A 25267-nucleotide genomic window follows, 5' to 3' on the forward strand; every position below is an offset into this window, starting at 1 on the left:
CTCTTTACCTTTATTTTTGTATCTTATTTTATTATAATATATGCATGAGTTTACCAGTTTTTAGGCATACTATTGCCAGATTTAGAGAGCTTCTTGAAGAAAATCCTGAGAAGTTTTCTTCTCTTATCAAATATGACCCTATGATTGCCTACCGTATTTTTCATACAGTCAATTCTCCCTGCGGTAAGACAGAGATAACGAATTTTTCTCAGATGATAAATTATCTTGGAACAAAGAAAATAGAGCAGATAATTCTTGAAAGTGACCTTTTTTTAGATGAGGAAGAGCTAAATATATGGATATATGGAATTCTCAGCGCAGAGACAGCAACTCTCATAGTTCAAAAACTTCCCCATATTCACAAAGACGAAGCCTTCTTCGCAGGTCTTCTTCCCTGCCTTGGAATGCTTTTTATGATAAATGAATTCCCCGCATACAGAAGCATAATTCCTTTTCTCATTAAACTTCCCCTTGAAGACAGGGTATTTCTCGAACAATCTGTTTTTGGTACAAATAATATCGAAGCGCTTAAGAGAAACATATTATGTCCACCTTTCAGAGAGGTTGTGAATATTTTAAATAGAATTTTCCCCGAAGATGGAGGAAAAGACTTAAAAAGCTCAGTGCCTCCGAGAGGTTCGTCACTTCAGAGTTGTTTTGATTTGGCCTTAATCTCAGACCTGGCAACCTATGGCTGTCAGGCATTGATGTTTCCCTCAGTAGTTGACAACCGAGAGCTTTTTCTTGAACTTTCAAAAAGATACTTTCGCATAAAAGAAACAGATTCGCTCGAATTTTTACAAAGCGCCATGGATAGATTTTTAGCCGTTGCAAAAGAGTTGAATGTTATTGAAGACATACAATTCTCAACAGAAAGCGTATATGTATTTAGACAATTCAAATTCGAAAGCAAAAACTCTATTTTTGCCTCAATGCTCAAAAATCTATTTGAAGAAAACGCAAAAGACAGAAATATCTATATCTACGGAGAAAGGGCTGTCGGAAAAAGGCTACTTGCAGCAGCCCTTCACTCAGCTCCTGACAATCCCCGAAAGGACAAGCCGTTTGTAATGATTTTCTCTGACATAGAACAGGAAACATTAGAGGAGGAATTCTTCGGAATTAAAGAAGGATATATGGGAAGAAAAGGCAAGAAAGGGGCACTTAAAAACGCTGAAGGCGGAACTCTTGTTATTAAAAACTTTGACATAATGCCCCGAGAATTTCAGGACAAGTTCTTACGGGCACTTAAGACTAAAAAATTCTATCGAGTGGGAGATATTACACCTGTTGAGTTTGAGGACATTAAATTTATCCTTGTAGGAAAGGAAGACTTGAGAGTCAAAGTCGCTCAGGAAGCTTTTTCAGGAGAACTAATCAAGCTTCTCAATCCTGTTTTCTTCAGAATTCCTCCTTTAAGGGAAAGAAGAGAGGATGTCTTTTACATAGCAAACGAGATTGTGAAGAAGTATAATTTAAGCATAGAAGAAGACCTTGGAAAAGCGGAAATAGCAGAAAAGTTGAAAAAAGACCTGTTTCCTAACAATCTCCGCGATTTGAAGCGCTTTTTATTTCTTAGGCATATCAAAAAAATTCTTAAATCTTAGATACTCTATCCCACCTAAAAGAGAGGCAAAAGCTACAGAGAGAAACCATAAGAAAGCTACAGCTACTGCCTTTTCATTGCCTAAAGCTCCTCCAAAAAACAGAACAAAGCTCCACTCTCTTACTCCAAGTCCCGATATTGATATGGGCAGTGTTGTAAGAACAATGATAACGGGAAGATAAATAACAACTTCGTAAAATCTGACAGAAGCATCTATGCTCAAAAAGATTAGGTAAACTGAAAACATTACTATCAACTGAATAATAAAGGAGTATAAGAAAGCCTTCGAAAAAGCTTTGCTGTTAAATTTGTAGAAATAATCAATTAGCAAACGAAAAAAAGAGAATTTTCTTAGAGCAAAAATGAAGATTGATAAAGAAGAAAAAATTAAAAATAACAGAGGAACAAGAAATATCAACTCGTTTTTAGGCATATAACTGTAAAACAACAGAAAAAAGATAAAACCTAAAAATAATAAGGCAAAAAAGCCAATATATCTCTCAAGAAAAACAGAAGCTACCGCATCTCCTATGCCAGTTATTTTTCTCAATATAATTATCCTCATTAAGTCGCCGCCCATAATTCCAGGTAAAAATATATTAAAAAAAGTTCCTACCATGTAAATAGAGAAAAGTTTTCTTATTGCTAAAGAACAATCAGTGCAAACAAATAGCTTCCATCTAAGGGTAGACAGATAAGATGAAAACAGATATAGCAATGATGCAATAAATAAAAATAGAATATTTGCTTCAACTATAATATCTGATAATTTCTTGATGTCCGTCTTAAATATAAGATAGGAAACGAGAATTAGAGTTACAGAAAGCCTAAGGATGAATTTAAACTTTTTCAATCCCCCGGTCCTAGGATTTTCTTGAGGATGTAAATCGGCTTTTTCTGCGTTTCATGATATACTCTGACTATCATCTCTCCGAGAAGACCCATGCCAATAAAATTAAGCCCGATTAGTACAGAGAAAAATCCTCCCAGTAACAACGGTCTTCCACCTATCGAAACACCATGAAAGAATTTAAGAAAGAGTAAGTAAGAGACTATGGCAACTCCGGCAAGCATGAAAAGAACTCCAATTGGTCCGAAAAACTGAATGGGCTTCGTTGAGAAACTATGGAGAAATTTAACAGTCACAAGGTCAAGAAGGACTTTTATTGTTCTGCCTATTCCGTATTTTGACTTACCTCTGTATCTCGGTTGGTGGGTAACCTCAACTTCTTTTATCTTTACTCCATACCAGCTTGCAAGGGCAGGAATAAATCTGTGCATCTCTCCGTAAAGTCTCAAATTCTTAACAACTTCTCTTCTGTAAGCTTTCAAAGAACAACCATAGTCATGAATTCTTACTCCCGTTACTTTGCCAATTAACCAGTTTGCTATTATTGAGGGCAGTCTTCTCGAGAGAAATGGGTCTTTTCTCCTCTTTCTCCAACCACTTACCAAATCAGCATCTTTTATTGCCTCGAGAAGCTTGGGTATATCAACAGGGTCATTTTGCAGGTCTCCATCCATCGTAATAACTACATCACCTCTTGCAAAATCAAAGCCTGCAGCAAAGGCAGCGGTTTGTCCGAAATTTCTCCTAAAGCTAAGAACTACTACGTGAGCGTCATTTTTTTGAATTTCTTCAAGAAGTTTTAACGTGTTATCCATACTTCCGTCGTCGACATAGATAATTTCATAGGAGATTGAAAGACTAATGAGAGCATCCGATAGTTTTTTGTGAAGCTCCTCAATGTTTTCTTCTTCGTTGTAAAGAGGTATGACTACTGATAATTCCACGATTACTCCCTCAATAACTCTCTGGTCTTTTCAAATTCATGCCTTTGAAGTCAAAACATTTAAAAATCGTATAATCTCTAATTTTAACATTTTTCCGAAAGACCGTAAAATTTTCATGCTCGCATCTTGCAAAAGCAGATAGAACTTCTGGTTCAGGTTCCTTTTTTATCCCGTAAACAACGTAAATGCCATGGACTTTTTTGCTTCCTTCCAGTTCCCCGTTGATTGAATTCCATAGGTCGTATTGGTTCATTCTTCTTCCAAGATTGATACAGTAAACAAAAGGATGTCCCTTGACATAAAAAGCCAGTTCACTTGAGATTTGATATCTATCAGAAAATATTATCACTTTTTCATTTCCTTTAATCTCCTCTTTTATTGAATATACCTTTTGCCCAAGTTCCCTCCAGCCTTTTAGTCTTGAAGAAGGGTCAAGCTTAGCGGGAAGATTGATGTATGGGATTGCATAACTGAGAATTGTAAGAAGAGAAGCAATCACAAATGAGGCAGTTATTATTTTTTTAAAAACTCCTTTGTTAAAAGCGTAAGCAACAATAAAAATAAACGGCACATATGCAGTCATTGCCCAGTTTGCCTGAACTTTGCCCTGAATGCTTTTGAGTAGAAAAAAAGCTAAAATAGGCATAGAAAAGGAGAACATAAACCAATATTTTTTCTTCTCAAGCTTTAAAAGTGAAGGCTTGACAAGCAAATAAAGGCCAATGATAAATAACAGTGGAGATATAACTATTAACTGACTGCCGATGAACTCAAGCAAATATCTTATAGAAATCGTCAATCCATCTTGGATATGAGCCTGACCGGCAGTATGTTTAAGTGTTACCCAGTCATGCTGGAAGTTCCATATTATCACCGGCAAAAAAACTACTACAGAAATAACTACTGAGAGATATAAAGACAAATTCTTAAAAACGCTTATTCTATGAGCTTGATTTAATTTGGAAGGGTCATCCTTTGCCTTAATCAAGTATAAAATCATCGATAAATAAAAAAAGGCCATCGTATACTTGGTAAGAAGCCCAACTCCTATGAACAAGCCAAGAAATACCCAATATCTTCCTCCTCTTTCAAGGGCGAGTAAAAATACATACATTGATACTGTCCAGAGTAAAATAAAGGGGCTGTCAATAGTAAATATAACTCCTAAAGCAGAAAATAATGGGATTATCTGAAAAAGAATCCCACTAAGAAATCCAACCCTTTCATTGAATAATCTTTTACCCGTCTTGTAAACAAACATACTACTCAAAAAGGAGAATAAAACGGCAAAAATCCTTACTCCAAAAGGAGTAGCACCAAACAACCAAGTAGACAGAGCAATAAGATAGGCAATAACAGGTCCTTTTGAATAGTAACTAAGGTCAAGCCTTCTGCTCCACTCCCAATAATGAGCTTCATCAGGAGAAAGGTCAATTGGTCCGTGAAGAATGAAATAAATCCTAAACAGGCTTATGACAATTTAAAACAAATCTTTCAATGAATTAACCCTTAAGATTACCTTGTAAGATATTGTTCCTACAGCTATTCCAATTAAAGCAGCACCAATAACATCAGATGGATAATGAACACCCAGATAGACCCTGGAAATAGATACTGAGATAACTACTACAGAGATATAGATATAAAAAATTTTTCTAAGAAAACTATTAGATACATATCTTCTCAGAAAAAAAAGGAAAATAGTTGCAATTGTAAATCCATTGGAGACATGATTTGAAGGAAAACTATATGAACCTGTGCATCCCACTATGTGTCTAAAATCTATTTCCCAGCAAGGTCTTGTTCTGTGAAATATAAACTTTATCTCATCAGAAAGCCAGTCGGAGATAAAAATACCGACTGTCATAGAAGAGATTAGATATAAAGCAACAAGATAATTTTTCTGTCTCAAAAGAAAGACCATTAAGAATAAAAAAACAGGGATGCTAAGCATCCAACCCTTGTCAGTAAAGAAATACATTATAGAGTCCAGAAGGGGATTAGCGATTGTTTTATGAAAAAAAAGTAGAACTTCCCTTTCCATTATCAATCTGAAATTATAACATGTTATAATTTCACTATGCCTGTCTTCGTAAAGGATGCTAACAAGTGCGTGGGCTGTCTCATCTGCATGTTTGCCTGTGGAAGGGCACATCTTGCCGTAGGTGTTGAAAGTTCCTGCATAAAAGTTCGGTCTCAAGGTGGAATTTCAAGGGGCTTTTCGGTATTTGTATGCAGAGGGTGCGAAGACCCACCCTGTGGACGTGCTTGTCCCGAAGACGCTTTAATAACGAGAAAAGGCGGTGGTGTCTTACTCAAAGAGGACAAATGCACAGGATGCGGCAGTTGCGTTAAAGCTTGCATTCTTGATGCTATTGGCTGGAATAAAGAAAAAAACAAACCTGTAATATGTATTCAATGCGGCGAGTGTGCCAGAAGTTGTCATTACAAGGTTTTGGAGTATAAAAGAACATGATAAAAGAGGACAGCTTAAAGAAAGTCTTATATATCGACCTCTCAAAAAGGAAGTTCTGGACGGAAAACCGAGAGGACTTATTTGAGAAATACATTGGCGGCACAGCAGTAGCAATTAAACTTTTACATGAAAACTGTAAATACGACATTGACCCTCTTTCTCCAGATAACGCCATAGTTTTTGCTGTTGGTCCCCTAAATGGCCTTTTTCCTATTGCATCTAAGACAGTTGCTCTTTTCAAGTCTCCCCACACAGGAAATCTCGGTGAATCTCATGCAGGAGGTAGAAGCGCAATTGCCATAAGAATGGCTGGATATGGTGCAATAGTTATTAAGGGAAGAAGTATCCGACCCTGCTATATTGCAATTCACGGTGATAGAGTTTCCTTCAAAGATGCAACAACGCTTTGGGGATTAGATGAGGGCATGTCTTCTGGAAGCCTCATCAGAAGACAAGAGCCCGGTGCAGGGCTTAGAACAATAATGAGGATAGGACCTGCTGGAGAAAGACAGGTTACCTATTCATGCGTTACTCTTGAAACCTATAGACATTTTGGCAGATTAGGTTTAGGCGCTGTTTTTGGAAGCAAAAACCTAAAAGCCCTTGTTATATCTGGCAAAAGAGACTTAAAGGTCACAGATTTCAAGGAATACAAAGATTTCTATCTAAGCCTTCTTGAACAACTTGCTAAATCTGACAAAATGAAAAAATACCACGAACTTGGCACTCCTGCCAATGTTCTTCCTCTGAGTTTTTCAAAGGGCATACCTGTAAAAAATCTTACAGAACTTCAACTTGAAGGCATTGAGTGTATCTCGGGAGAGAGCTTTGCAGAAAAACATCTTGGAAGAAGAGTTGCCTGCTCCCACTGTCCTGTTGCCTGTATTCATTTAGCTTCTCTGAGAAAGCCTTACGAAGACGAACCCTACTTTTACAGAACAGTGTATCTATCCTATGATTATGAGTTAATTTATGCACTCGGCACAATGCTTGGTATATCTTCAGCAGAGGGAGTTTTAGCCCTAATTGAGACAGTTGAAGACATGGGGCTTGATGCTATATCAACAGGAGTTGTTCTTGCCTGGATAACGGAAGCCTTTGAGAAAGGCATAATTAATGAAAAATTAACAGAAGGAGTAATTCCCCAATGGGGAAATGTAGCCAATTACATTGAGCTTATAAGAAAAATCGTCTTCAGTGAGGGCGAATTTTATAAAGCTGTACAAAAAGGTGCTCATTATGCCTCTTCAATATACGGAGGAGAAGACTTTGCCCTTACCTTCGGAAAAAACGAAATGCCTGGTTATCATACAGGTTACGGTGCTCATGTTGGCTATCTTCTTGGGGCAAGACACAGCCATCTTGACTCTGCTGGCTATGCTATTGACAGAGAAGCTATGGTTAAATCTTATAGCGAAGAAGATTTTGCCGAAAAGATATTCAATGAAGAGGTATGGAGACAGATTCTATCAAGCCTTGTTATCTGTTTCTTTGGAAGAGAAATTTATACGCCCGAGGTTGTTATAAAGAGTCTAAAGCTTGCTGGTTATGAATTTAATCAAGAGAAATTAATTGAAGTTGGAAAAGAGGTTTATGTAGAAAAATATCGATTTAAAATAAAATGCGGCTTTGACCTTGAAAAACTGAAACTGCCAGAGAGAGTATTTGAGATTAACTCATCGACAGGTAAATTAAGCCCCGAAGTAGCACAAAAAATTATTGACCTTCTAAAAGAAAAAATCAAAAGTTTGTTATAATTTCACATGAAGAAAAGTCTATTGATATTATCCTTACTTATTTTGCTGATATCTCCAGTGGGAGTTTCGGCAAAGGAGATTTTAGTCCTTACTGTAGATGGTGTCATAAATCCCCCCCACTCAGCCTATGTGGTAAAGGGAATTAAAAAGGCACATGAAATAAAAGCAGAAGCTGTGATAATTCAGCTTGATACTCCAGGCGGTCTCGATACTTCCATGAGGGATATGGTAAAAGAGATTCTTAACTCCCAGATTCCCATAGTTGTCTATGTAGCACCAAAAGGTGCTCGTGCAGCCAGTGCAGGTGCTTTTATAACGCTTTCTGCCCATATTGCAGCAATGGCTCCAGGAACGAATATCGGTGCGGCAAGTCCTGTGGCAATGGGAGGCGAAAAAATGGATAAAACAATGGCTGAAAAAGTAAAAAATGACGCTGTCGCTTACATAAAATCTATTGCTCAGCAAAGAGGAAGAAATACAGAATGGGCAGAACAGGCAGTCAGAAAAAGTATCTCCTCTACAGAAACAGAAGCTCTGAAAAAGGGAGTTATAGACCTTATAGCCGATGACTTACAGACACTTTTAAAGGAAATTCACGGCAAGAAGGTAAAGACAGTCATTGGAGAAAAAATTTTAACTACAAAAGATGCCAAAATAAATGAAGTTAAAATGAATTTTAGGGAAAGGCTTCTGAACTTTCTCAGCAATCCAAACATTGCATACATTCTGCTTATGATAGGAATTTACGGAATTATTTTTGAATTGAGCAATCCGGGAGCAATATTTCCGGGAGTAATAGGAGCTGTTTCCCTTATCCTTGCCTTTTACAGCCTTCAGACGCTTCCAATTAACTATGCTGCAGCAGGGCTTATTCTGCTGGGTATTGTTCTGTTTATACTCGAACTCAAATTTACCTCTTATGGACTTCTCACCTTAGGTGGGATAATATGCTTTGTGCTGGGGTCCCTTATGTTAATAGATACGGATAATCCTTTATTTAAGCTATCCTTTTCTGTTGTAATACCAGTCGCAGTAGTTACGGCTTTGTTTTTTGCGTTCCTCTTAAGGCTTGCTTACAAAGCTCACAAAAGAAAGCCTGTCACAGGAGTAGAAGAGCTTGTAGGGCTAAGAGGCATAGCTAAGACAGACATTGACAGTCGAAGTGGTATGGTAATGATTCATGGTGAGTTATGGCAGGCCATATCTGAAGAGAAAATAAACAAGGATGAAGAAATAGTAGTCCAAGAAGTGAGAGGACTAACCTTAAAGGTGAGGAAAGCTGAGTGAAGGCTCTGGTTACAGGTGGCACAGGATTTATCGGTAGCCATCTCGTAGAGTCTCTAATCAGAAAAAATTATGAAGTATATTGCATAGTCAGAAACCCCTCGAAGCTCCGATTTCTTGAGGGTTTAAAAGTAAAAATCATTCAGGCAGACCTTTCAAACAATGAGACATTGAGAGAAATAAAATGGGAGCATGATTTAGTATTTAATCTTTCGGGTATCACCAAGACAGCTAATTACGAAGAGTTTTTTAAAGCAAACTATATGGGAACTAAAAATCTGATAGAAGCGATTATAGAAGCTGGATATGTTCCCAAAAGATTTGTCCATGTAAGCAGTCTCGCCGCTACAGGTCCATGCAGGGACAACAAACCGGTCGATGAAGATACAGAGCCAAATCCAGTTTCAGAATACGGCAAAAGCAAGCTAATGGGAGAGAGGGCTGTTATTTTTTATAAAGATAGATTGCCCATTACAATAATAAGACCTCCTGCTGTTTATGGTCCCAGAGACAGTGATTTTCTGACTTTCTTTAAAATGATTAAAACCGGTTTTGTGTTTTATCTAACAGAGGGGGTATACTCTACCATATATGTAGATGACCTCATTGAAGGAATGTTGCTGGCATCGGAAAATGAAAAGGCTATTGGAGAAATTTTCTTCTTATCAGAGCCTGAACCTTACAGCACTCAACAGATTATAGCAGCCATATCAGAGGCTATCGGAAAAAATCCTCTCAAGTTAAAAATTCCTAAGTCAATAGGAGAGTTTTTCATGAAAGTATTTCAAAAATTTGACAAAAACAGTATAATAAATAGCGATAAACTTAAAGAGCTTACCGAGCCCTGCTGGGTATGCTCCTCTGACAAAGCCGAGCAAATGCTCGGTTTTAAAGCTAAAACTAATTTGAAGGAAGGGATGGAATGGACAGCAAATTGGTACAGACAGAACAAGTGGCTATAAGAAAAGACATATTTGAAAAATGCTTTAAATTTACAGCAGCCTACGAGCTTCAAAAAGTAGGAATGTATCCATACTTCAGGGTAATTGAGTCTGCCCAGGGACCAGAAGTCATAATGAACGGCAAGAAAATGATAATGATTGGCTCAAACAACTATCTTGGCCTTACCAATCACCCGAAAGTAAAAGAAGCAGCCATAAATGCCATAAAAAAATACGGAACAGGCTGCGCAGGCTCAAGATTTCTTAATGGCACTCTTGACATCCATGTGGAGCTTGAAGAAAAACTTGCCTGGTTCATGCGTAAAGAGGCAGCCCTTGTATTCTCCACAGGTTTTCAAGTAAACCTCGGTGTTATCGCCTCACTTGTTGGAAAAGACGATGTGGTAATAATAGATAAAATGGACCACGCAAGCATTGTAGATGGTTGCAGACTATCTTTTGGTGAGGTCAAAAGATACAAACACAATGACACAGAAGACCTTGAGAGAGTGCTTAGGGAGTGTGAGGAAAAGACAAAGCTTGTTGTAGTTGACGGTGTTTTCAGCATGGAGGGAGATATTGTAAAACTTCCTGAAGTTTATGAACTATGCAAAAAATACGATGCTCGCTTGATGGTTGATGATGCCCATGGAATTGGTGTCCTTGGCGAGACAGGAAGGGGAACAGCAGAGCATTTTGGACTTGAAAAGGAAGTTGATTTAATTATGGGAACATACAGTAAATCCCTTGCTTCAATCGGCGGTTTTATTGCTGGAGAGAGAGATGTAATAAACTACATAAAACACTTTGGCAGAGCCTTCATATTCAGTGCAAGCCCTCCACCAGCCTCAGTTGCCTCTGTATCTGCAGCAATAGACATAATCGTAAGCGAACCAGAAAGAAGAGAACAGCTCTGGAAGAATACAAACAAAATGCTCAAGGGCTTCAAAGAGCTTGGATTTAACATAGGAGTAGCAGAGACTCCGATTATCCCTGTTATTGTTGGTGATGACGAGCTTGCATTCAAGTTTGTCATGATGCTTCAGGAAGAAGGAATTTTTGCTAATGTAGCTGTATCTCCTGCTGTACCACCTGGTAAGGCATTAATAAGAACAAGCTATATGGCAACTCACACAGACGAACACCTCGACAGAGTTCTTGAAGCATTCCAAAAGGTAGGCAAGACATTAGGTGTAATTTGAAAATCAGTGAAAATAAAATTTACAGAACATGCACTCTTTAAAATTGATATTTTACATAGACACGGTTTCAACGTTGAAATCTCAATGATTGAAAATGCCATTTTATCTCCGGATAAAATTGAAAAAGGCTACAAAGACAGATTTATAGCTCAGAAGATTTATGATTCAGAGCATGTTTTAAGAGTAGTATATGAAATTAAAGCTCAAGAAATACATGTTGTAACAGTTTATCCAGGAAGGATAAAAAGATATGGCTAAAATTAGATATAGTAAAGACGTTGACATTCTCCTCATAGAAATATCAGAAAAACCAATTGACTATGCTCAAGAGGAAGGACCTATAATTATCCATTTCTCTAAGCAAGGAGAGCCTGTTCTTATTGAAATACTTGAGGCTAAAGAATTTATTCTTAAAACTCTCTCGGGCATGTTAGAAGAAAAAGAATTAGTATACTAAGTATAGACGTAATGCCCATAATTATCAAAGAAGTAATCGACAAAGAAGACCTTAAAAAATTCATTACTCTGCCTCTTTCTCTTTACAAAAACGACCCCTTCTATGCTTCACATCTCACAAGAGACATGCTCGAACATTTAAGCGATAAAAATCCTTTTTTCAAGAGAGCAAAGGCAAAATTTTTTATTGCCTACAGAGATGGAAAAGCTGTTGGCAGAATAGCTGGAATTGTTAATTATGGTCATTTAGAGTTCCACAGGGACAAAACAGGATTTTTCGGTCTCTTTGAATGCATTGAAGACAAAGAAATTGCCAATGCTCTTTTCGATAGGGTGAAGGATTTTCTTAAAGAAAATAATCTCAAAGGCATGCGAGGTCCGATGAATATGTCAACCAATGAAGAATGTGGTTTTCTCTATGAAGGATTTGATACTCCTTCGATGATAATGATTCCCTATAACCCTCCATATTACAACAAACTTGCTGAAGGATATGGTATGGAAAAGGCAAAAGACCTTTACTGTTACATTGTAGATGTGCCAGCCGAGCTTCCTGCAAAAATTGAAAGAGTTGCTCGTTTTGCTGAAAAGCAAGGGATAAGAGCGAGAAAAGTGAACTTAAAAAACTTCAAAGAGGAGCTCTATGCCTTTATGGAAGTATACAATGAAGCATGGAGAGAAAACTGGGGCTTTATTCCGATAACTAAAGAAGAAATTGACTACATGGCTGATAAACTGAAGCCTGTGGCAATATCAGACTTGGTAATAGTGGCTGAGAAGGACTCCCAACCAATAGGTTTCTTTGGTGCCATCCCCGATTTCAATGAAGTTTTACGGAAGCTTAACGGAAAACTTACACCACTGAATATCCTCAAAGCACTATATTACCGCCGAAGAATCAAGTCTATACGTCTACTTCTTTTTGGCGTAAAAAAGGAGTTCAGACACAGAGGAGTTGAATCAATAATGATTCGCGAAGCCTTCAAAGGAGCAAGAAAATACGGCTTTGAAAAATGCGAATTTTCGTGGATACTCGAAGACAACTACGACACAATAAATCTAACTCAAATTATGGGTGCAAAAAAATATAAAACTCTGAGAATCTACGAAAAAGAAATATAAAAAATCTCTACTTACTCCACTCAATCTCAATTTCAACTTTGCACTTTGTTTTTTCATCTTTTTGTTCTTCCTCATATTCAAGCTCAACTTCAAAGTTATCGGGAAGTTTGACTTTAATGTCATCAATTTCTATGTAGCCGTTACGTAACTCTGCCAGTTTCTTCTCAAGCAGTTCAACTAAGGATGCTTTGTCAGAAGTCCTCTTTACTTCTCTTTTCATAGCACACCTCCTATTATTTACGGAAGCTTTACTTTGTCCTTGTTTATAAACTCTAAATACTCCCCACCAAGCTGTAACACTAACCACTTCTTCTTATTGGCAAGCTTTATTATTTCTTCATCAAAATAAAATGACGCTATCACTACTACTTCCTTAAACCCTCTATACTCAGGAAAATACTCAAAAAAATCTGCCTTTATCTCTTCAAACTCTTCTATATACAATCTTCTATACTTCGACTTCACATCCGTTAAAAATACATACTTACCTGCAACCACTATTACATCATACTCCCTGCTTCTGCCCTTTATGCTTCTTTTCCTCCTCACTGAAAGCTCACTCACTTCCAGACCAAAGGCTCTCTTTATTGCATAGGGTATGCCAGGAGCAACTATGTCTTCTGAGATAGTCCCAAGCTTGTTTGCAAGCTCTCCCATCTTTTTGTTCATCTCTACTTTAAATGCTCGCATCTCTTCTCTAAAAGCCTGCATCTCTTGCTCAGAACGCTCTCTATATGCTCGCATCTCTTCTTTGAAAGCTCGCATTTCCGCCTCAGTGCGCATCTGAGAATTGTAAAGCTTGTTAAACTCTATGCCTACGCTTCTTATGAATTCCTCTAATACTTCCTCAAGTCTTGATACTTTCTCTGCTACTTCTGGCATAACTTACCTCTGTGGATTGCTTTTTTTAATTATACCAAAAATAAATTTCTCTGTTATAGGTATTCCATAGGGTCAGAGATTCCTCGGAGCGTCGCGCCCCTCGGAATAACAAAAAAGACCACTGATGGTGTTCGGAATGACAATTAGTAGTGTCATGCAATGCTTCCTTCTCTGTCATTCCGAACCGAGCAAAGCGAGCCATGAGCCGTAGGCGAAAGGTCTGCGAGGAATTCCCTCCTCTCCCTACTCTGTCATTCCGAGGAGCGTAAGCGACGAGGAATCTCCTCCTTTTATGAGACCCCTCGCTACCGCTCGGGGGGACAGAATTGTTAAAAACTTTAAATTACTTTCAGCGAATTTTTGGCCGTTCTTATCTGTCTACCTTCTTTATCACTTATTGTGGTTATTAGAGTGTAGTCACCTTTCTCAATATCCTTAGGCATTGTAAATCTCATAGTAGAAAGATGAGTTCCCTGAGCTCTTGTGACTTCTCTTTTTGCCAGTTCAATCCTTTCGCTACCCTTTACGAGTGTTCTTGTCTCAATTACGGTAATCTGAGATACATCTGATGGTGCGAGAATAGTATACTGAACCTGCGCATCCACGGTAGAATTCGCTTTTACAGACTGAGGATTTACAGAGGAACTATCTATGTCTATATTAAGCGTATTTAGCTTGCTTACCTTGTGTTTGCTCAAAGCTTCCTCTCTCGTAGCGACCTGATTGTCATAGTAATTTCCCACTACAGCACCTATCACTGCACCAGCGAGAGCTCCTATGATTGCTCCCTTCGTATCACCTACCAGAGCTCCAACTCCTGCACCAACACCAGCACCGATTAGAGCTCCCTTCTCAGTGCCAGACATGCTTGCACAACCTGAAAATTGTGCAAACAAAAGAACAATTAGTAATAAAGCGACTATTTTCTTCATGCTATCCTCCTCGTATTGTTCATTCAACTATAAAAACTGAATCCTTAATCCTATGCACTTTGAATTTTCTTACAAGCTCAAAAGCTCGCTCCTTCTCCTTACTGCTACTCACTGTTCCTTTTAAAGTAACCTCAAGGTCTTTGTTTACCAAAGCTGTTACATTTTGAATATTTGCGTGTCTTAATGCTTTGTTTATATCATCTTCAAGCTTTAAGGGGTCTATTTTAGGAGGTGGAGGAACGACTTCCTGCTTTCTTTCTTGCTTTTCTTTTTCCTTTGGTATCTCAATCTTAGCTGTCTGGATGTTTTCCTCTCCTGCTTTTTCCTTACCTCTTTGTTCTTCCTTTGTTTCTGACGAACTGGCTGGTAACCTTACATTCTCTTCTTTCGCAGTTGTTTCCTGCTTTTTAGCAAAAATTTTTGGATAAAGCAAATATCCACCTACCCCAGCTATTATCAGTAAAACTCCAACAATTAGAATAACCAGAAGATTTTTTGAGGACTTCTTTGGCCTTACAGATTCATATGCTGAGGTGGGTATTGTTGTCTTATCCTGAGTAGAGAATTTACTTATGCTCTTAATCTCAAGAGGAGTGCCATCTTTTGTGCAGAATTTTATATTATTATCCTCGAAAGTCTGCCCGCATTTAGGGCAAACCTTAATGGAAATTTCTTCAACTGAACTCTCGGGCTGCTTTAGTTCAACAGGGCTACCACATTTCACACAGAACTTAGCATTATGGGGAATCTCTTCTCCACAGATGCTACATTTCATTAATTCCTCCCGAGAAATTGTTACTGGAGCTTATTTTTAATCTCCCGCAGATAGTCGGCAACTTTAAAGATAACAATAAGAATTTCGCAGTAAATCCTGTGAATCAGAACCATAAAAAAGAAAAAAACAGGGGATAAAATCAGCATTAAAAGTCCGCTTGTGGTACCTCCCTGAAAGCTACTGAAAACTATGGCAATTGTTGCAAGTCCTATAATCACGAGGCCGATTATAAAAATGAACTTAACTATCTTTAGCGTTATGAAATCTGTGAATGACCAATCAAAGAGAGTAGAGAAAAAGCCTTTTGCCTGCGATTTAATTTCAGAGGGAGAAACGCCTTTTACTCTGTAGCCACACTCAGGGCAAAACTCTACATTGTTGTCAACCTGTTTTCCACAACTTGGACAAAACATATTTGACCTCCGTTAAAAGTTTTGCATGAATATTAATATCATAAGCGAGCCTTTGTCAATAGTTTTTTTCATTAACGTTATTTAAATACCTCCGAAGCTTATGGCTCGCATTCACCTAAATTATTCGAGGCAATTACATATATGGAAGAGACCCCTCGCTATTGCTCGGGGTGACAGAGTGGGTTGTCATTCCGAGCCCCTTTTTTCTGTCATTCCGATTTTTTGTGATTCCGATGCTTCCTTCTCTGTCATTCCGAGCCGAAGGCGAGGAGTCTCCTCTTTTTTGGAGACCCTTCGGCTTACGCCTCGGGATGACTTCCTAAGCTGTCATTCCGAGGCACGAAGTGCCGAGGAATCTCCTCAGGATGCAGGAGAGTCAGAGATTCCTCGGGGCATTGAGCCCCTCGGAATGACAAAATGAGGGCATTGAAGGTGCTCGGAATGACAAAAAAAGCATTGCGGGTGTCGGAATGACGCTCCCTACTTTGTCATTCCGAACGCTTCTGCTCTGTCATTCCGAACGGAGTGAGGAATCTCTTTTTTTTATGAGACCCCTTCGGGTCAGATTCCTCGGGGCATCGAGCCCCTCGGAATGACAAAAAGGAAAATATTCATACTCTATTATTCATTTTGTATTTTTATGTTGTATAATGTTACAAATGACCCAAAGTGAATATAAGTTTTCAAAACATGCATTAACAATGCTTCATATAAGAAAAGAGATAAAAGAAGAGTGGATAAGGAAAACAATAGAACAACCCCATATGGAAATCAGAGTTAGCGAAAATGAATTACACCTATTTAAAAAAATTGAAGAATTCGGAGGAAAGGTATTGAAAGTAGTTGTAAATCCTAAGAATAGATTAATAATTACAGCTTTTTTTGACAGGAGGATAAAGATATGAAAGTTGAATACGATAGAGATGCTGACGCAATATATCTTCAGATATTAAGCGAACCTGTAGTAGAAAGCGAGGAGGTTGCTCCAGATATTATTATTGATTTCACTTCTGATAACAAAGTAGCTGGTATAGAAATCCTCAACGCTTCAAAACGAATTGAAATTATGGAAAGTATCAAAAGTCTCTTAGAATTAAATACTCCGTCATCTCTTTCAGTATGACATAAAATCAGAGACCCCTCGCTATCGCTCGGGGTGACATAAGAGGCTGTCATTCCGAACGGAGTGAGGAATCTCTTTTGCACATGACTGTCATTCCGAATCGCCTCTTCTTTGTCATTCCGAGGCACGCAGTGCCGAGGAATCTACTCCGCAGTGGAAATGTCATTCCGAGCCGAAGCGAAGCGTAGGGAGAGGAATCTACTCTGTTTAGGAGACACTCTGTTTAGGAGACCCTTCGGCTACGCCTCTGGGTGACAGGTAAAGTGTCATTCCGAGGAGCGTAAGCGACGAGGAATCTCCTCTTTTATGAGACCCCTCGCTAACGCTCGGGGTGACCCCTTCGGGTCAGATTCCTCGGGACATTTAGTCCCTCGGAATGACAAACTGATGACATTGAGGGTGCTCAGAATGACAAAATGAAGCCGTAAAGACTCTCGAAATGACATAAAATGCATTTAAGGTATCCAGAAAGATAAAGGAAAAATACTAATAAAAAAAGGCGGGGGTGAGTCCCCCCGCCTTTATGGTTGGCAAACACGGTGCAGTGTTATGAGACCCCTCGCTACCGCTCGGGGTGACCCCTTCAGGTCAGATTCCTCGGGACATTGAGCCCCTCGGAATGACAAATAAAAGAGGGGGTAACCCCCTCTTTAAGTTAATTTAGAATTTAAGCTGAATGCCGTGTCTTACTGCCCAGGCATCATCAGCATCTTTTCCACCTCTGAGTTTGTAAGCATCACCAGGCCAGAAGTAGCCACCTTCTACAAAGTAAGTAAGACCTTTGTCAATCTTATAAGTTACTACAGCATCAACTTCCCAGCCAAGGTCTTTGTCTGGAGAAGGTGCAGTTCCTGTTCCAATGTTACTATTAATTGCAACTGCTTTTTGAGCTCTTAACCAGTAGCCATAAAGCTTGGCATTGATGTCCTTTGTGATGTCATAGGAACCACCAAATTTTACATACTGGGTGTTGCAGAGTCCTGTTCTTGCATTTGGTCCAAAGTTACATGCAGATGGAGCAAAATATTCATATATGAATGTGTAATGCTGTTCCTGTCCAAGTGCTGTGATAAATGCTTTAATATTGTCCTTTGTAATATTAAAGTCTTTATCATTACCACTTCCGATTGCATACTCTGCTGTAAGTGTTAATGGAATGCTCTTGAATTTGTAGTCAAGTCCTGCTAATGCAGCCCAGCCTTTGAATTTTGGCTCATGTAAACCAGGTTTAACATTTACAATCTTACCAGTCTGAAACTCTACATCTGCTCTGAAGTTAAGCCCTGTTCCTGCAATGTCATCAACATTTCCTCTTAAACCAAAGTTCCAGAGATGTGTGTCTGCATTAGATCCGTATCCAAGAGAATTTGCAAAACCAGCACTATTATTGTTACCTTGATCATCTACATAAGTTATATCAGCACTTAATCCAAAGCCTTTTCCTGCATATGCAGCAAGAATTCCATATGCTGTTGAGTCATCGTTAAGAGTTTCATTACCCTCTCTGAATTTGATTGTGTGAGCTGCAATGGTAAGCTCTTTCATTGGCTGAACAAATACAAGGATTGCATCATCACCAAAGTATGTGTGGTCAAAGAAGAGACCATACCCGAGCTTAATGAGCTGGCGGCCTACTTTAAATCCTGCTGGAACACCGAGAAGTCCTGAACCCTGATACTGAATCCATGCTTGACGAATTGTTACATTGGACTCTTTTGTGTTACCAAAAGGATAATTACCTCTTGCACCACCTGTCTGAGAACCCCAAGTAACATTGTCTGTAGTAAATGTTCCACTTTGTAGTTCAACATATCCAGTTGTATTAGGAGATACCTTAGCTTCCATATTGAGTATTACACGATAGTCATAGTATGCTTTATTTCTGCTTCCATCTCCATCAAGAACTGTTCTGTTCTTTACAACTCCCTCTTTAGGATCTAAATAATATTCAGTTTTAGTTTTTCCGTAAGAATCCTTATCCCTCACGCCTAAGTTACTTCCATACATTCCTCTGAATCTCAGCTCACCGCCGAGGGTTATCTGGGTTCTTCCTTTTGCAATTACTGCTGAGGTGTCTGCTGGAATCTCTGCTGGTGCAGAGTAGCCAATTGAGGCGATACCTAAAAGAAGGACAAATACGGCTAAAAGACTTGCATATTTTTTCACTTCCTAACCTCCATCGGTTAGTTCAGTTACACCGTCAAAGACGGTGGTAAGACAAAGGATTCTTCGGGCTAAAGCCCTCGGAATGACAAACTGCATAGCGTCTCACAAGGACGCTTAGGAGTTCCCTCGCTATCGCTCGGGATGACTCCTGCAGGAGATTCCTCGTTGCTATCGCTCCTCGGAATGACAGGATAGGCAAATATGGAATAACAGTATAAACAACCTTCTTCAGAATTGCTCTACTTACTGTCACTCTGAGGGACACAGTCCCGAAGAGTCTCCCTACTGCTTGCACCGTGTTTGCCTATCACCTCCTTTTTGAGTTAGTTTTCAAACATTTTAACACACTTCTCCTCCCCTGTCAAGAGGGAGGGGGATTCCTCGTCGCTTACGCTCCTCGGAATGACAGTTAACAAAAGCATCGAAGTGACACCTCTTCCTGTTATACCGCATCTCCTTTCTGTCACGCTGCACATCCTTTCTGTCACCCCGAGCGGTAGCGAGGGGTCTCATTAAAAGAATGAGATTCCTCACTTCGTTCGGAATGACAGTTAAAAAAGCGGCCCGGAATAACAGATAAAAGAAGCCTCTGAATGACAGAAAGAGAAAAGCTCAGAATGAAAGATAAAACTGTCAAAGAACAACATTAATGTGTTGTGCAATTTTTCTGCCAGAAGAATGGAGTTGATTTTTAGGAAATTTTTCGATAGCTAAATGTATCTTTACGGATACAGTGTGTTGAATTATAGACACAGACGAAGGAGATTCCTCGTCGCTAACACTCCTCGGAATGACAGTTAAAAAGAGCATCGGAATGACGGAAAAGATGCAATTCGGGATAACAGTCATATACCAAGGGGATTCCTCACTTCGCTCGGAATGACTTCCCTTTTGTCACCCCGAGCGGTAGCGAGGGGTCTACTCCTTTATGCCATATGCTAAAATACTCCTATGTCTAAGCAATACTACGTCTACATAATGACAAACAAATACAATACAGTTCTGTATACAGGAGTCACAAATGACCTTGTAAGGAGAGTTTACGAACATAAGAATAAGTTGATAGATGGCTTTACAGCGAAGTATAACATAACCAAGCTTATTTACTATGAAATTGCGCAGGATGTTAACGAAGCAATAAGAAGAGAGAAACAGATAAAAGGATGGAGCAGGGACAAAAAGAAGGCATTGATAGAGAGTTTAAATTCTCAATGGAGAGACTTGTATGAGGAAATTTTAGAAGGCTGAAGGAGGGGATTCCTCGGCACTACGTGCCTCGGAATGACAAAAGAAAAAAAGCAGCGGAATGACAGAAAAAAAGCAACGGAATGACGAAAGAAGAAAGCGACGGAATTACAAAAGGCTCGGAATGACAGAAAAAGAAACTCTTAATGACATTCCTTTTTGTCACCCAGAGGTGTAAGCCGATGGGGCTACAAAACAAAGGGGATTCCTCGCCTTCGGCTTGGAATGACACCACCTCTGTCACCCCGAGCGGTAGCGAGGGGTCTCAGTAAAGGTTAAATCATGGACAGTTTCAGATTAATTCAATTAAAATATCTGAAATGTTTGACTACCTGATGAAATTCAAAAGACTCCTAATTGTAGTAATAATCTTCCTTCTTGCCTTTGTTCTGATGCTCTCAACAGTCGAATTAGTATACGTAATAATAAAGGATATAGTCTCTCCACCAATTTTGCTTCTTGAGCTCGATGAGCTTCTTGAGATATTCGGCGTTTTCATGCTTGTGATAATCGGAATAGAACTCTTTGAATCAATCATAAAGACCTATCTCAGAGAGGATGTTGACCATGTGAAAGTAGTATTGGCAGTTGCAATGATAGCTATTGCAAGAAAGGTAATAATACTTGATATAAAGGAAGTTTCAAGTCTTACGATGCTTGGAATTGCAGCAATAATTTTAGCTCTCTCAATTGGTTATTATTTGGCTAAAAAGAGAGCTTCCAATTACTATAGTCCGAGCACCCTCAAAGGATGTGAGGAATCTGACCCGAAAGGGTTATCCCAAGACATAAGCCGAGGGAGCTCAGTAAAAGAATGAGATTCCTCGCCTTCGGCTCGGAATGACAAAAAAAAGGGGGCTCGGAATGACAAAAGAGAGTCGGAAGGACAGAAAAGCCGAGGAATTACAGCCCCTCTGTCACCCCGAGCGATAGCGAGGGGTCTCAGGGGAAGGAGGGGATTCCTCGCTTCACTCGGAAGGACAGAAAAGAACTCGGAAGGACATAAAAAAGCTCGGAAGGACATAAAAAAGTTCGGAAGGACAGAGTGGGGAGAGGAGGGGAGATTCCTCGGCACTGCGTGCCTCGGAATGACAAAAAAGAAAAGCTCGGAGTGATAGAGAAGAAGACTTCGGAATGATAGAGAAGAAGAGTTCGGCAGGACAGAGAAAAACTCGGAAAGGACAAAGAAAAGCTTGGAAGGACGGAGAGAATAAAGCCTCGGTAGGACAGAGAAAAAGAGCTCGAAATGACAAAAAGAGAAAGGAGTAATATGAGCTGGTATCAAGTTGGAATTAAAGAAGTTTTACATAAGTTGAACACCTCTGAAAAGGGGCTTAGTTCAGAAGAAGCAAAAAGAAGAATTGAAAAATATGGAGTAAACAGGCTTGCCGAAGAGGAGAAGATAAACAGGCTAAAGATATTCATCCATCAGTTCGCCAGTCCCCTAATATATATCCTAATAATCGCAGGAGTGATAACCTTAGCTTTCAAAGAGTTCATCGATGCAGGCGTAATATTTGCCGTTGTTATTCTCAATTCGATAATCGGCTATCTTCAGGAATATAAGGCTGAACAAAGTGTCAGGGCACTGAAAAAAATGCTCGTTCCAAGGGCAAAGGTGCTAAGGGATGGCATTGAAAGGGAGATAAATAGCGAAGAACTTGTTCCTGGGGACATAGTGCTTCTTTATTCGGGGATACGTGTTCCTGCAGATATAAGGCTTATTCATGCCGTTGAACTAAAGATTGACGAGTCCATTCTTACAGGAGAATCCCTGCCTGTTGAGAAACACAGCCATGCCATAAAGGAGGAAAACCTCACTTACGGAGACCAGAAGAACATGGCATTCATGGGAACTATTGTTGTAAGCGGAAGGGCAAAGGGAGTAGTTGTTGAGACAGGAATGAATACAGTATTTGGTAGAATTGCAAGGGGTATTAAGGAAGCAGAGACCGTAAAAGCACCCCTTCAAGATAAAATTCAGAAGTTTGCCAATTTAGTGGGAATTTTTGTGGTAATTGCCTCGGTAGCTCTTTTTGTCATGGGATTAATTATTGGTGAGCCAATTAAAGAGATGTTTATGACTGCTGTTGCCACAGCCGTAGCTGCCATTCCTGAGGGACTACCTATGGTTGTAACAGTTACCCTTGCAGTAGGTGTTATGCGGATGGCAAGAAGGCATGCAATTGTGAGGAAACTCCATGCTGTTGAGACTTTGGGAAGCACAACAGTAATATGCACAGATAAAACCGGAACACTTACTAAGAATGAGATGACTGTGAAACTCATCTACGATGGGAAAAACATCTATGAGGTTGAAGGAAGCGGGTATGAGCCAAAGGGCAGGATTCTTCACAATGGTTTGGAAGTAGACCTGAAAAAAGACAGAGAAGCATTAATTGAAACCCTAAGAATAGGACTTCTCTGCAACGAATCTACCATTTTTCAGGAAAATGGTGAATACAAACTTGAAGGAGACCCCACAGAAGGTGCATTGATTGTATCAGCCATGAAAGCAGGCTTAAATCGAGTAGAAGAAGAAAAGAAATACGAACTTCTTGAGACCATTCCCTTTGAATCTGAACGAGGCTATATGGCAACACTGCACAGGCACAAAGGAGAGAAAGTTTTATTCATAAAGGGTGCACCTGAGAAAATAATTGACCTATGCCGCAGAAATATATGGGGAGAGGAAATAAACAGAAAGGAGATTCACTCAATCATTAATCGATTTGCCAAGGAGGGAATGCGTGTTCTTGCCTTTGCCCTTGTAAAAGTTCCAAAAGAGATAGAGGAGATTACCTGTAAGGAGATAGAACAGTGCTATGCTGTTGATGGTCTTACCTTTGTGGGACTTCAGGCAATGATTGACCCACCAAGACCAGAGGCAATCGAAGCTATAAAGGGATGTAAAAGAGCAGGCATAAGGGTTGTGATGATTACGGGAGACCATGCAATAACAGCAAAGGCAATCGGAGCAATGCTTGGAATTGGCGATGAAAAGAGTGAAGTTCTTACAGGAAAAGATTTAGAGAAAATTACTGATGAGGAATTATATGAAAAGGTAAAGACTGTTTCAATCTTTGCGAGGGTATCTCCAGAGCATAAGCTTAAGATTGTTCAGAAACTTATGGCACAGGGACAGATTGTAGCTGTTACAGGTGATGGTGTAAACGATGCACCAGCACTGAAAGCTGCCCACATTGGAATTGCCATGGGAAAAGGTGGCACAGATGTAGCAAGGGAAGCCTCAGATATGGTTCTTACTGACGATAACTTTGCAAGTATCTTTAACGCAGTAAAAGAAGGTAGAATCGTCTTTGACAACATCAGAAAGGTCACTTTCTTTCTAATTCCTACTGGATTGGCATCAATTCTATCGATAATTGGTGCAGTTGTCTCAGGACTACCTATTCCCTATCTTCCTGCCCAGATTCTCTGGATAAACCTTGTTACGAATGGGCTTCAAGTTATTGCCCTTGCCTTTGAGCCTGGAGAAAAGGGAGTTATTGAAAGACCTCCAAGGCCTCCAGAGGAGGGAATTATGTCAAGAGTAATGATTGAGAGAACAATTATCGTGGGATTACTCATCTCCTTAGGAGTTGCCTATACATTCAATCATGCCTTAGCTCAAGGAGAATCCCTTGAGACAGCAAGGACAGTGGCAGTAACAACGATGGTTTTCTTTCAGTTCTTTCAGGCATGGAACAGTCGGTCAGAGTTTGAGTCAATTTTTAGAATAAATCCTTTCAGCAATACCTTTCTTTTTGCAGGGCTTTTAATCGCTACTGCTGCCCAGATTGCTTTTATATATTTTCCACCTCTTCAATGGGTTTTTCGAACTGAGCCAATTTCAACTGAACAGTGGTATACAATTATGCTGATTGCTCTATCGGTCGTAGTTGTTGTAGAGATAGATAAATGGCTCAGAAGGAGGAAAAAATGAGCGGACTTAGTCATGGCTCATGGCAGATAGGAAAAGTGTTTGGCATTCCAATAAGAGTGCACTATACGTGGCTTATCATTTTCGGCCTTCTTACGTGGTCTCTCTCAACACTTTATTTCCCCTCTGTAGCACCTCAAATGTCCCAAAGCTCCTACTGGATAAAGGGCGCTTTAGCGGCTCTGCTACTTTTTGTGAGTGTGGCAATTCACGAACTTTCACACTCATTAGTAGCTCTGAAATACAGACTTGAGATTGAAAGTATTACTCTTTTTATCTTCGGTGGAGTTGCTCAAATGAAAGGAGAGCCACCCTCGCCTCAGGCAGAATTTAGAATTGCCATAGCAGGACCACTTGCAAGCTTTGCCCTCGCTGGAATTTTCTATGCCTTAGAAGCAAACACTTTAGATATAGGAGCAAAATCACTCTTTGCCTATGTTTCAAATATAAATCTAATACTTGGCATTTTTAATCTAATCCCTGGCTTTCCAATGGATGGTGGAAGAGTTTTCAGGGCAATGCTTTGGAGTAGAAAAAAAGACTATGTCTATGCAACGCAGAAGGCATCAAAACTCGGACAGGGAATTGCCGTGTTTTTTATTATATTTGGCTTATTTTTACTGCTTTTTGGAGCACCAACAGGACTCTGGCTGATACTTATTGGCTGGTTTCTATACTCTGCTGCCTACGGAAGCTATCAACAGACAACTCTTCAGGCTTTGCTCGAAGGTGTTAAGGTAAAGGACATCATGGCAAGAGAGCTAATTACAGTAGAGCCTCAGATGAACATTCAAGAACTGGTCAACAAATACTTTCTAAAGTATGGTTACACGGGCTTTCCAGTTACAGAGGGAGGGAAGTATTTAGGCATTATTACATTGCGAGATATTAAAAACATACCCGAGGCAGATAGAGCTCAGAGAGAGGTATCAGAGTTTTATCAGAGACACAGAAATGAGTGGGAGATTTCAGAGGAGGAGTTTGTGGTTAATGCTTTAGAGAGAATGTTAAAGAACGAAATGGGAAGATTGGTCGTAGTTGATGGCGACAAAATAGTCGGAATGATTACAAGAAACGGAATTGCAAAATATTTAGAAGTAAAGGGAGCAATTGTTAGCAAAGAAGAGACACGGTGATTCTAAATTTAAAG

Annotated in this window: 26 protein-coding genes; 16 read left to right on the forward strand and 10 right to left on the reverse strand. The window is 39.5% G+C overall.

What is annotated here, in order from left to right; translation table 11 throughout:
* Positions 1-44: 44 nt before the first annotated feature.
* Positions 45-1607: a sigma 54-interacting transcriptional regulator gene (locus ACZ430_RS03415; RefSeq protein ID WP_297213038.1), complete on the forward strand. Its 1563-nt coding sequence runs from the start codon at positions 45-47 to the stop codon at positions 1605-1607.
* Here ACZ430_RS03415 and ACZ430_RS03420 read toward each other — a convergent pair.
* The 4 genes from ACZ430_RS03420 to ACZ430_RS03435 are packed head-to-tail and all read right to left on the reverse strand — an operon-like array spanning position 1569 to position 5444.
* A complete protein-coding gene (locus ACZ430_RS03420; protein ID WP_297213040.1) occupies positions 1569-2459 on the reverse strand; it encodes a lysylphosphatidylglycerol synthase transmembrane domain-containing protein in 891 nt (296 codons plus the stop codon). The genes ACZ430_RS03415 and ACZ430_RS03420 overlap by 39 nt on opposite strands.
* Positions 2456-3400 carry a glycosyltransferase family 2 protein gene (locus ACZ430_RS03425; RefSeq protein WP_297213042.1) on the reverse strand — a complete coding sequence of 315 codons (945 nt, stop codon included), beginning with the start codon at positions 3398-3400 and terminating at the stop codon, positions 2456-2458. The genes ACZ430_RS03420 and ACZ430_RS03425 overlap by 4 nt, the downstream gene beginning before the upstream one ends.
* A 10-nt stretch (positions 3401-3410) precedes the next feature.
* The gene (locus tag ACZ430_RS03430) at positions 3411-4880 is read right to left on the reverse strand and encodes an ArnT family glycosyltransferase (protein ID WP_464910766.1); all 1470 of its coding nucleotides are present in this window, start codon (positions 4878-4880) and stop codon (positions 3411-3413) included.
* On the reverse strand, positions 4881-5444 hold the full coding sequence (locus ACZ430_RS03435) for a phosphatase PAP2 family protein (protein WP_464910694.1): 564 nt from the start codon (positions 5442-5444) through the stop codon (positions 4881-4883).
* 36 nt (positions 5445-5480) lie between these two features.
* Between ACZ430_RS03435 and ACZ430_RS03440 the strand changes: the two genes are divergently transcribed.
* The 8 genes from ACZ430_RS03440 to ACZ430_RS03475 are packed head-to-tail and all read left to right on the forward strand — an operon-like array spanning position 5481 to position 12638.
* Positions 5481-5876: a 4Fe-4S binding protein gene (locus tag ACZ430_RS03440; protein WP_297213046.1), complete on the forward strand. Its 396-nt coding sequence runs from the start codon at positions 5481-5483 to the stop codon at positions 5874-5876.
* Entirely contained in the window at positions 5873-7633 is a 1761-nt protein-coding gene (locus ACZ430_RS03445; RefSeq protein WP_297213047.1) for an aldehyde ferredoxin oxidoreductase N-terminal domain-containing protein, read from the forward strand. The genes ACZ430_RS03440 and ACZ430_RS03445 overlap by 4 nt, the downstream gene beginning before the upstream one ends.
* A gap of 6 nt (positions 7634-7639) precedes the next feature.
* The gene (locus tag ACZ430_RS03450) at positions 7640-8920 is read left to right on the forward strand and encodes an NfeD family protein (RefSeq protein WP_297213049.1); all 1281 of its coding nucleotides are present in this window, start codon (positions 7640-7642) and stop codon (positions 8918-8920) included.
* Entirely contained in the window at positions 8917-9879 is a 963-nt protein-coding gene (locus ACZ430_RS03455) for an NAD-dependent epimerase/dehydratase family protein (RefSeq protein ID WP_297213052.1), read from the forward strand. Before ACZ430_RS03450 ends, ACZ430_RS03455 begins: the two co-directional genes overlap by 4 nt.
* Positions 9840-11060 (forward strand): aminotransferase class I/II-fold pyridoxal phosphate-dependent enzyme, encoded by a 1221-nt coding sequence (locus ACZ430_RS03460; protein WP_297213053.1) that lies wholly within the window; start codon positions 9840-9842, stop codon positions 11058-11060. The genes ACZ430_RS03455 and ACZ430_RS03460 overlap by 40 nt, the downstream gene beginning before the upstream one ends.
* 6 nt (positions 11061-11066) lie before the next feature.
* Positions 11067-11318, forward strand: coding sequence for a DUF4258 domain-containing protein (locus ACZ430_RS03465; protein ID WP_297213055.1), 252 nt, complete (start codon positions 11067-11069; stop codon positions 11316-11318).
* Complete coding sequence (locus ACZ430_RS03470) at positions 11311-11517, forward strand: DUF2283 domain-containing protein (protein ID WP_297213057.1); 207 nt, start codon at positions 11311-11313, stop codon at positions 11515-11517. Before ACZ430_RS03465 ends, ACZ430_RS03470 begins: the two co-directional genes overlap by 8 nt.
* 11 nt (positions 11518-11528) lie before the next feature.
* Entirely contained in the window at positions 11529-12638 is a 1110-nt protein-coding gene (locus tag ACZ430_RS03475) for a hypothetical protein (protein ID WP_297213059.1), read from the forward strand.
* Positions 12639-12645: 7 nt separating this feature from the next.
* On the opposite strand, the gene ACZ430_RS03480 is transcribed toward ACZ430_RS03475, so the two are convergent.
* The 5 genes from ACZ430_RS03480 to ACZ430_RS03500 form a co-directional block, all read right to left on the reverse strand.
* Positions 12646-12858 (reverse strand): amphi-Trp domain-containing protein, encoded by a 213-nt coding sequence (locus ACZ430_RS03480; RefSeq protein WP_297213060.1) that lies wholly within the window; start codon positions 12856-12858, stop codon positions 12646-12648.
* Positions 12859-12875: 17 nt separating this feature from the next.
* The gene (locus tag ACZ430_RS03485) at positions 12876-13520 is read right to left on the reverse strand and encodes a hypothetical protein (protein ID WP_464910695.1); all 645 of its coding nucleotides are present in this window, start codon (positions 13518-13520) and stop codon (positions 12876-12878) included.
* A gap of 338 nt (positions 13521-13858) precedes the next feature.
* Positions 13859-14452, reverse strand: coding sequence for a glycine zipper domain-containing protein (locus tag ACZ430_RS03490; protein ID WP_297213064.1), 594 nt, complete (start codon positions 14450-14452; stop codon positions 13859-13861).
* 19 nt (positions 14453-14471) lie between these two features.
* The gene (locus tag ACZ430_RS03495; protein ID WP_464910696.1) at positions 14472-15227 is read right to left on the reverse strand and encodes a zinc ribbon domain-containing protein; all 756 of its coding nucleotides are present in this window, start codon (positions 15225-15227) and stop codon (positions 14472-14474) included.
* A 20-nt stretch (positions 15228-15247) separates the two neighbouring features.
* On the reverse strand, positions 15248-15640 hold the full coding sequence (locus ACZ430_RS03500) for a DUF4282 domain-containing protein (RefSeq protein WP_297213066.1): 393 nt from the start codon (positions 15638-15640) through the stop codon (positions 15248-15250).
* A 659-nt stretch (positions 15641-16299) separates the two neighbouring features.
* Here ACZ430_RS03500 and ACZ430_RS03505 point away from each other — a divergent pair.
* The gene (locus tag ACZ430_RS03505) at positions 16300-16545 is read left to right on the forward strand and encodes a hypothetical protein (protein ID WP_464910697.1); all 246 of its coding nucleotides are present in this window, start codon (positions 16300-16302) and stop codon (positions 16543-16545) included.
* Complete coding sequence (locus ACZ430_RS03510; RefSeq protein ID WP_464910698.1) at positions 16542-16763, forward strand: DUF2283 domain-containing protein; 222 nt, start codon at positions 16542-16544, stop codon at positions 16761-16763. Before ACZ430_RS03505 ends, ACZ430_RS03510 begins: the two co-directional genes overlap by 4 nt.
* Positions 16764-17423: 660 nt before the next feature.
* Here ACZ430_RS03510 and ACZ430_RS03515 read toward each other — a convergent pair.
* Positions 17424-18929: an alginate export family protein gene (locus ACZ430_RS03515; protein WP_464910699.1), complete on the reverse strand. Its 1506-nt coding sequence runs from the start codon at positions 18927-18929 to the stop codon at positions 17424-17426.
* A 951-nt stretch (positions 18930-19880) separates the two neighbouring features.
* On the opposite strand from ACZ430_RS03515, the gene ACZ430_RS03520 reads away from it, so the two are divergent.
* The 5 genes from ACZ430_RS03520 (at position 19881) to ACZ430_RS03540 (ending at position 25253) form a co-directional block, all read left to right on the forward strand.
* A complete protein-coding gene (locus ACZ430_RS03520; RefSeq protein ID WP_464910700.1) occupies positions 19881-20177 on the forward strand; it encodes a GIY-YIG nuclease family protein in 297 nt (98 codons plus the stop codon).
* A 317-nt stretch (positions 20178-20494) separates the two neighbouring features.
* Entirely contained in the window at positions 20495-20992 is a 498-nt protein-coding gene (locus tag ACZ430_RS03525) for a phosphate-starvation-inducible PsiE family protein (protein ID WP_464910701.1), read from the forward strand.
* A 316-nt stretch (positions 20993-21308) separates the two neighbouring features.
* Positions 21309-21443: a hypothetical protein gene (locus tag ACZ430_RS03530; RefSeq protein WP_297212017.1), complete on the forward strand. Its 135-nt coding sequence runs from the start codon at positions 21309-21311 to the stop codon at positions 21441-21443.
* A gap of 1 nt (position 21444) precedes the next feature.
* On the forward strand, positions 21445-24120 hold the full coding sequence (locus tag ACZ430_RS03535) for a cation-translocating P-type ATPase (protein ID WP_464910702.1): 2676 nt from the start codon (positions 21445-21447) through the stop codon (positions 24118-24120).
* On the forward strand, positions 24117-25253 hold the full coding sequence (locus ACZ430_RS03540; RefSeq protein WP_297212012.1) for a site-2 protease family protein: 1137 nt from the start codon (positions 24117-24119) through the stop codon (positions 25251-25253). Before ACZ430_RS03535 ends, ACZ430_RS03540 begins: the two co-directional genes overlap by 4 nt.
* Positions 25254-25267 lie beyond the last annotated feature (14 nt).

The organism is Thermodesulfovibrio sp. TK500a, from assembly GCF_055381765.1.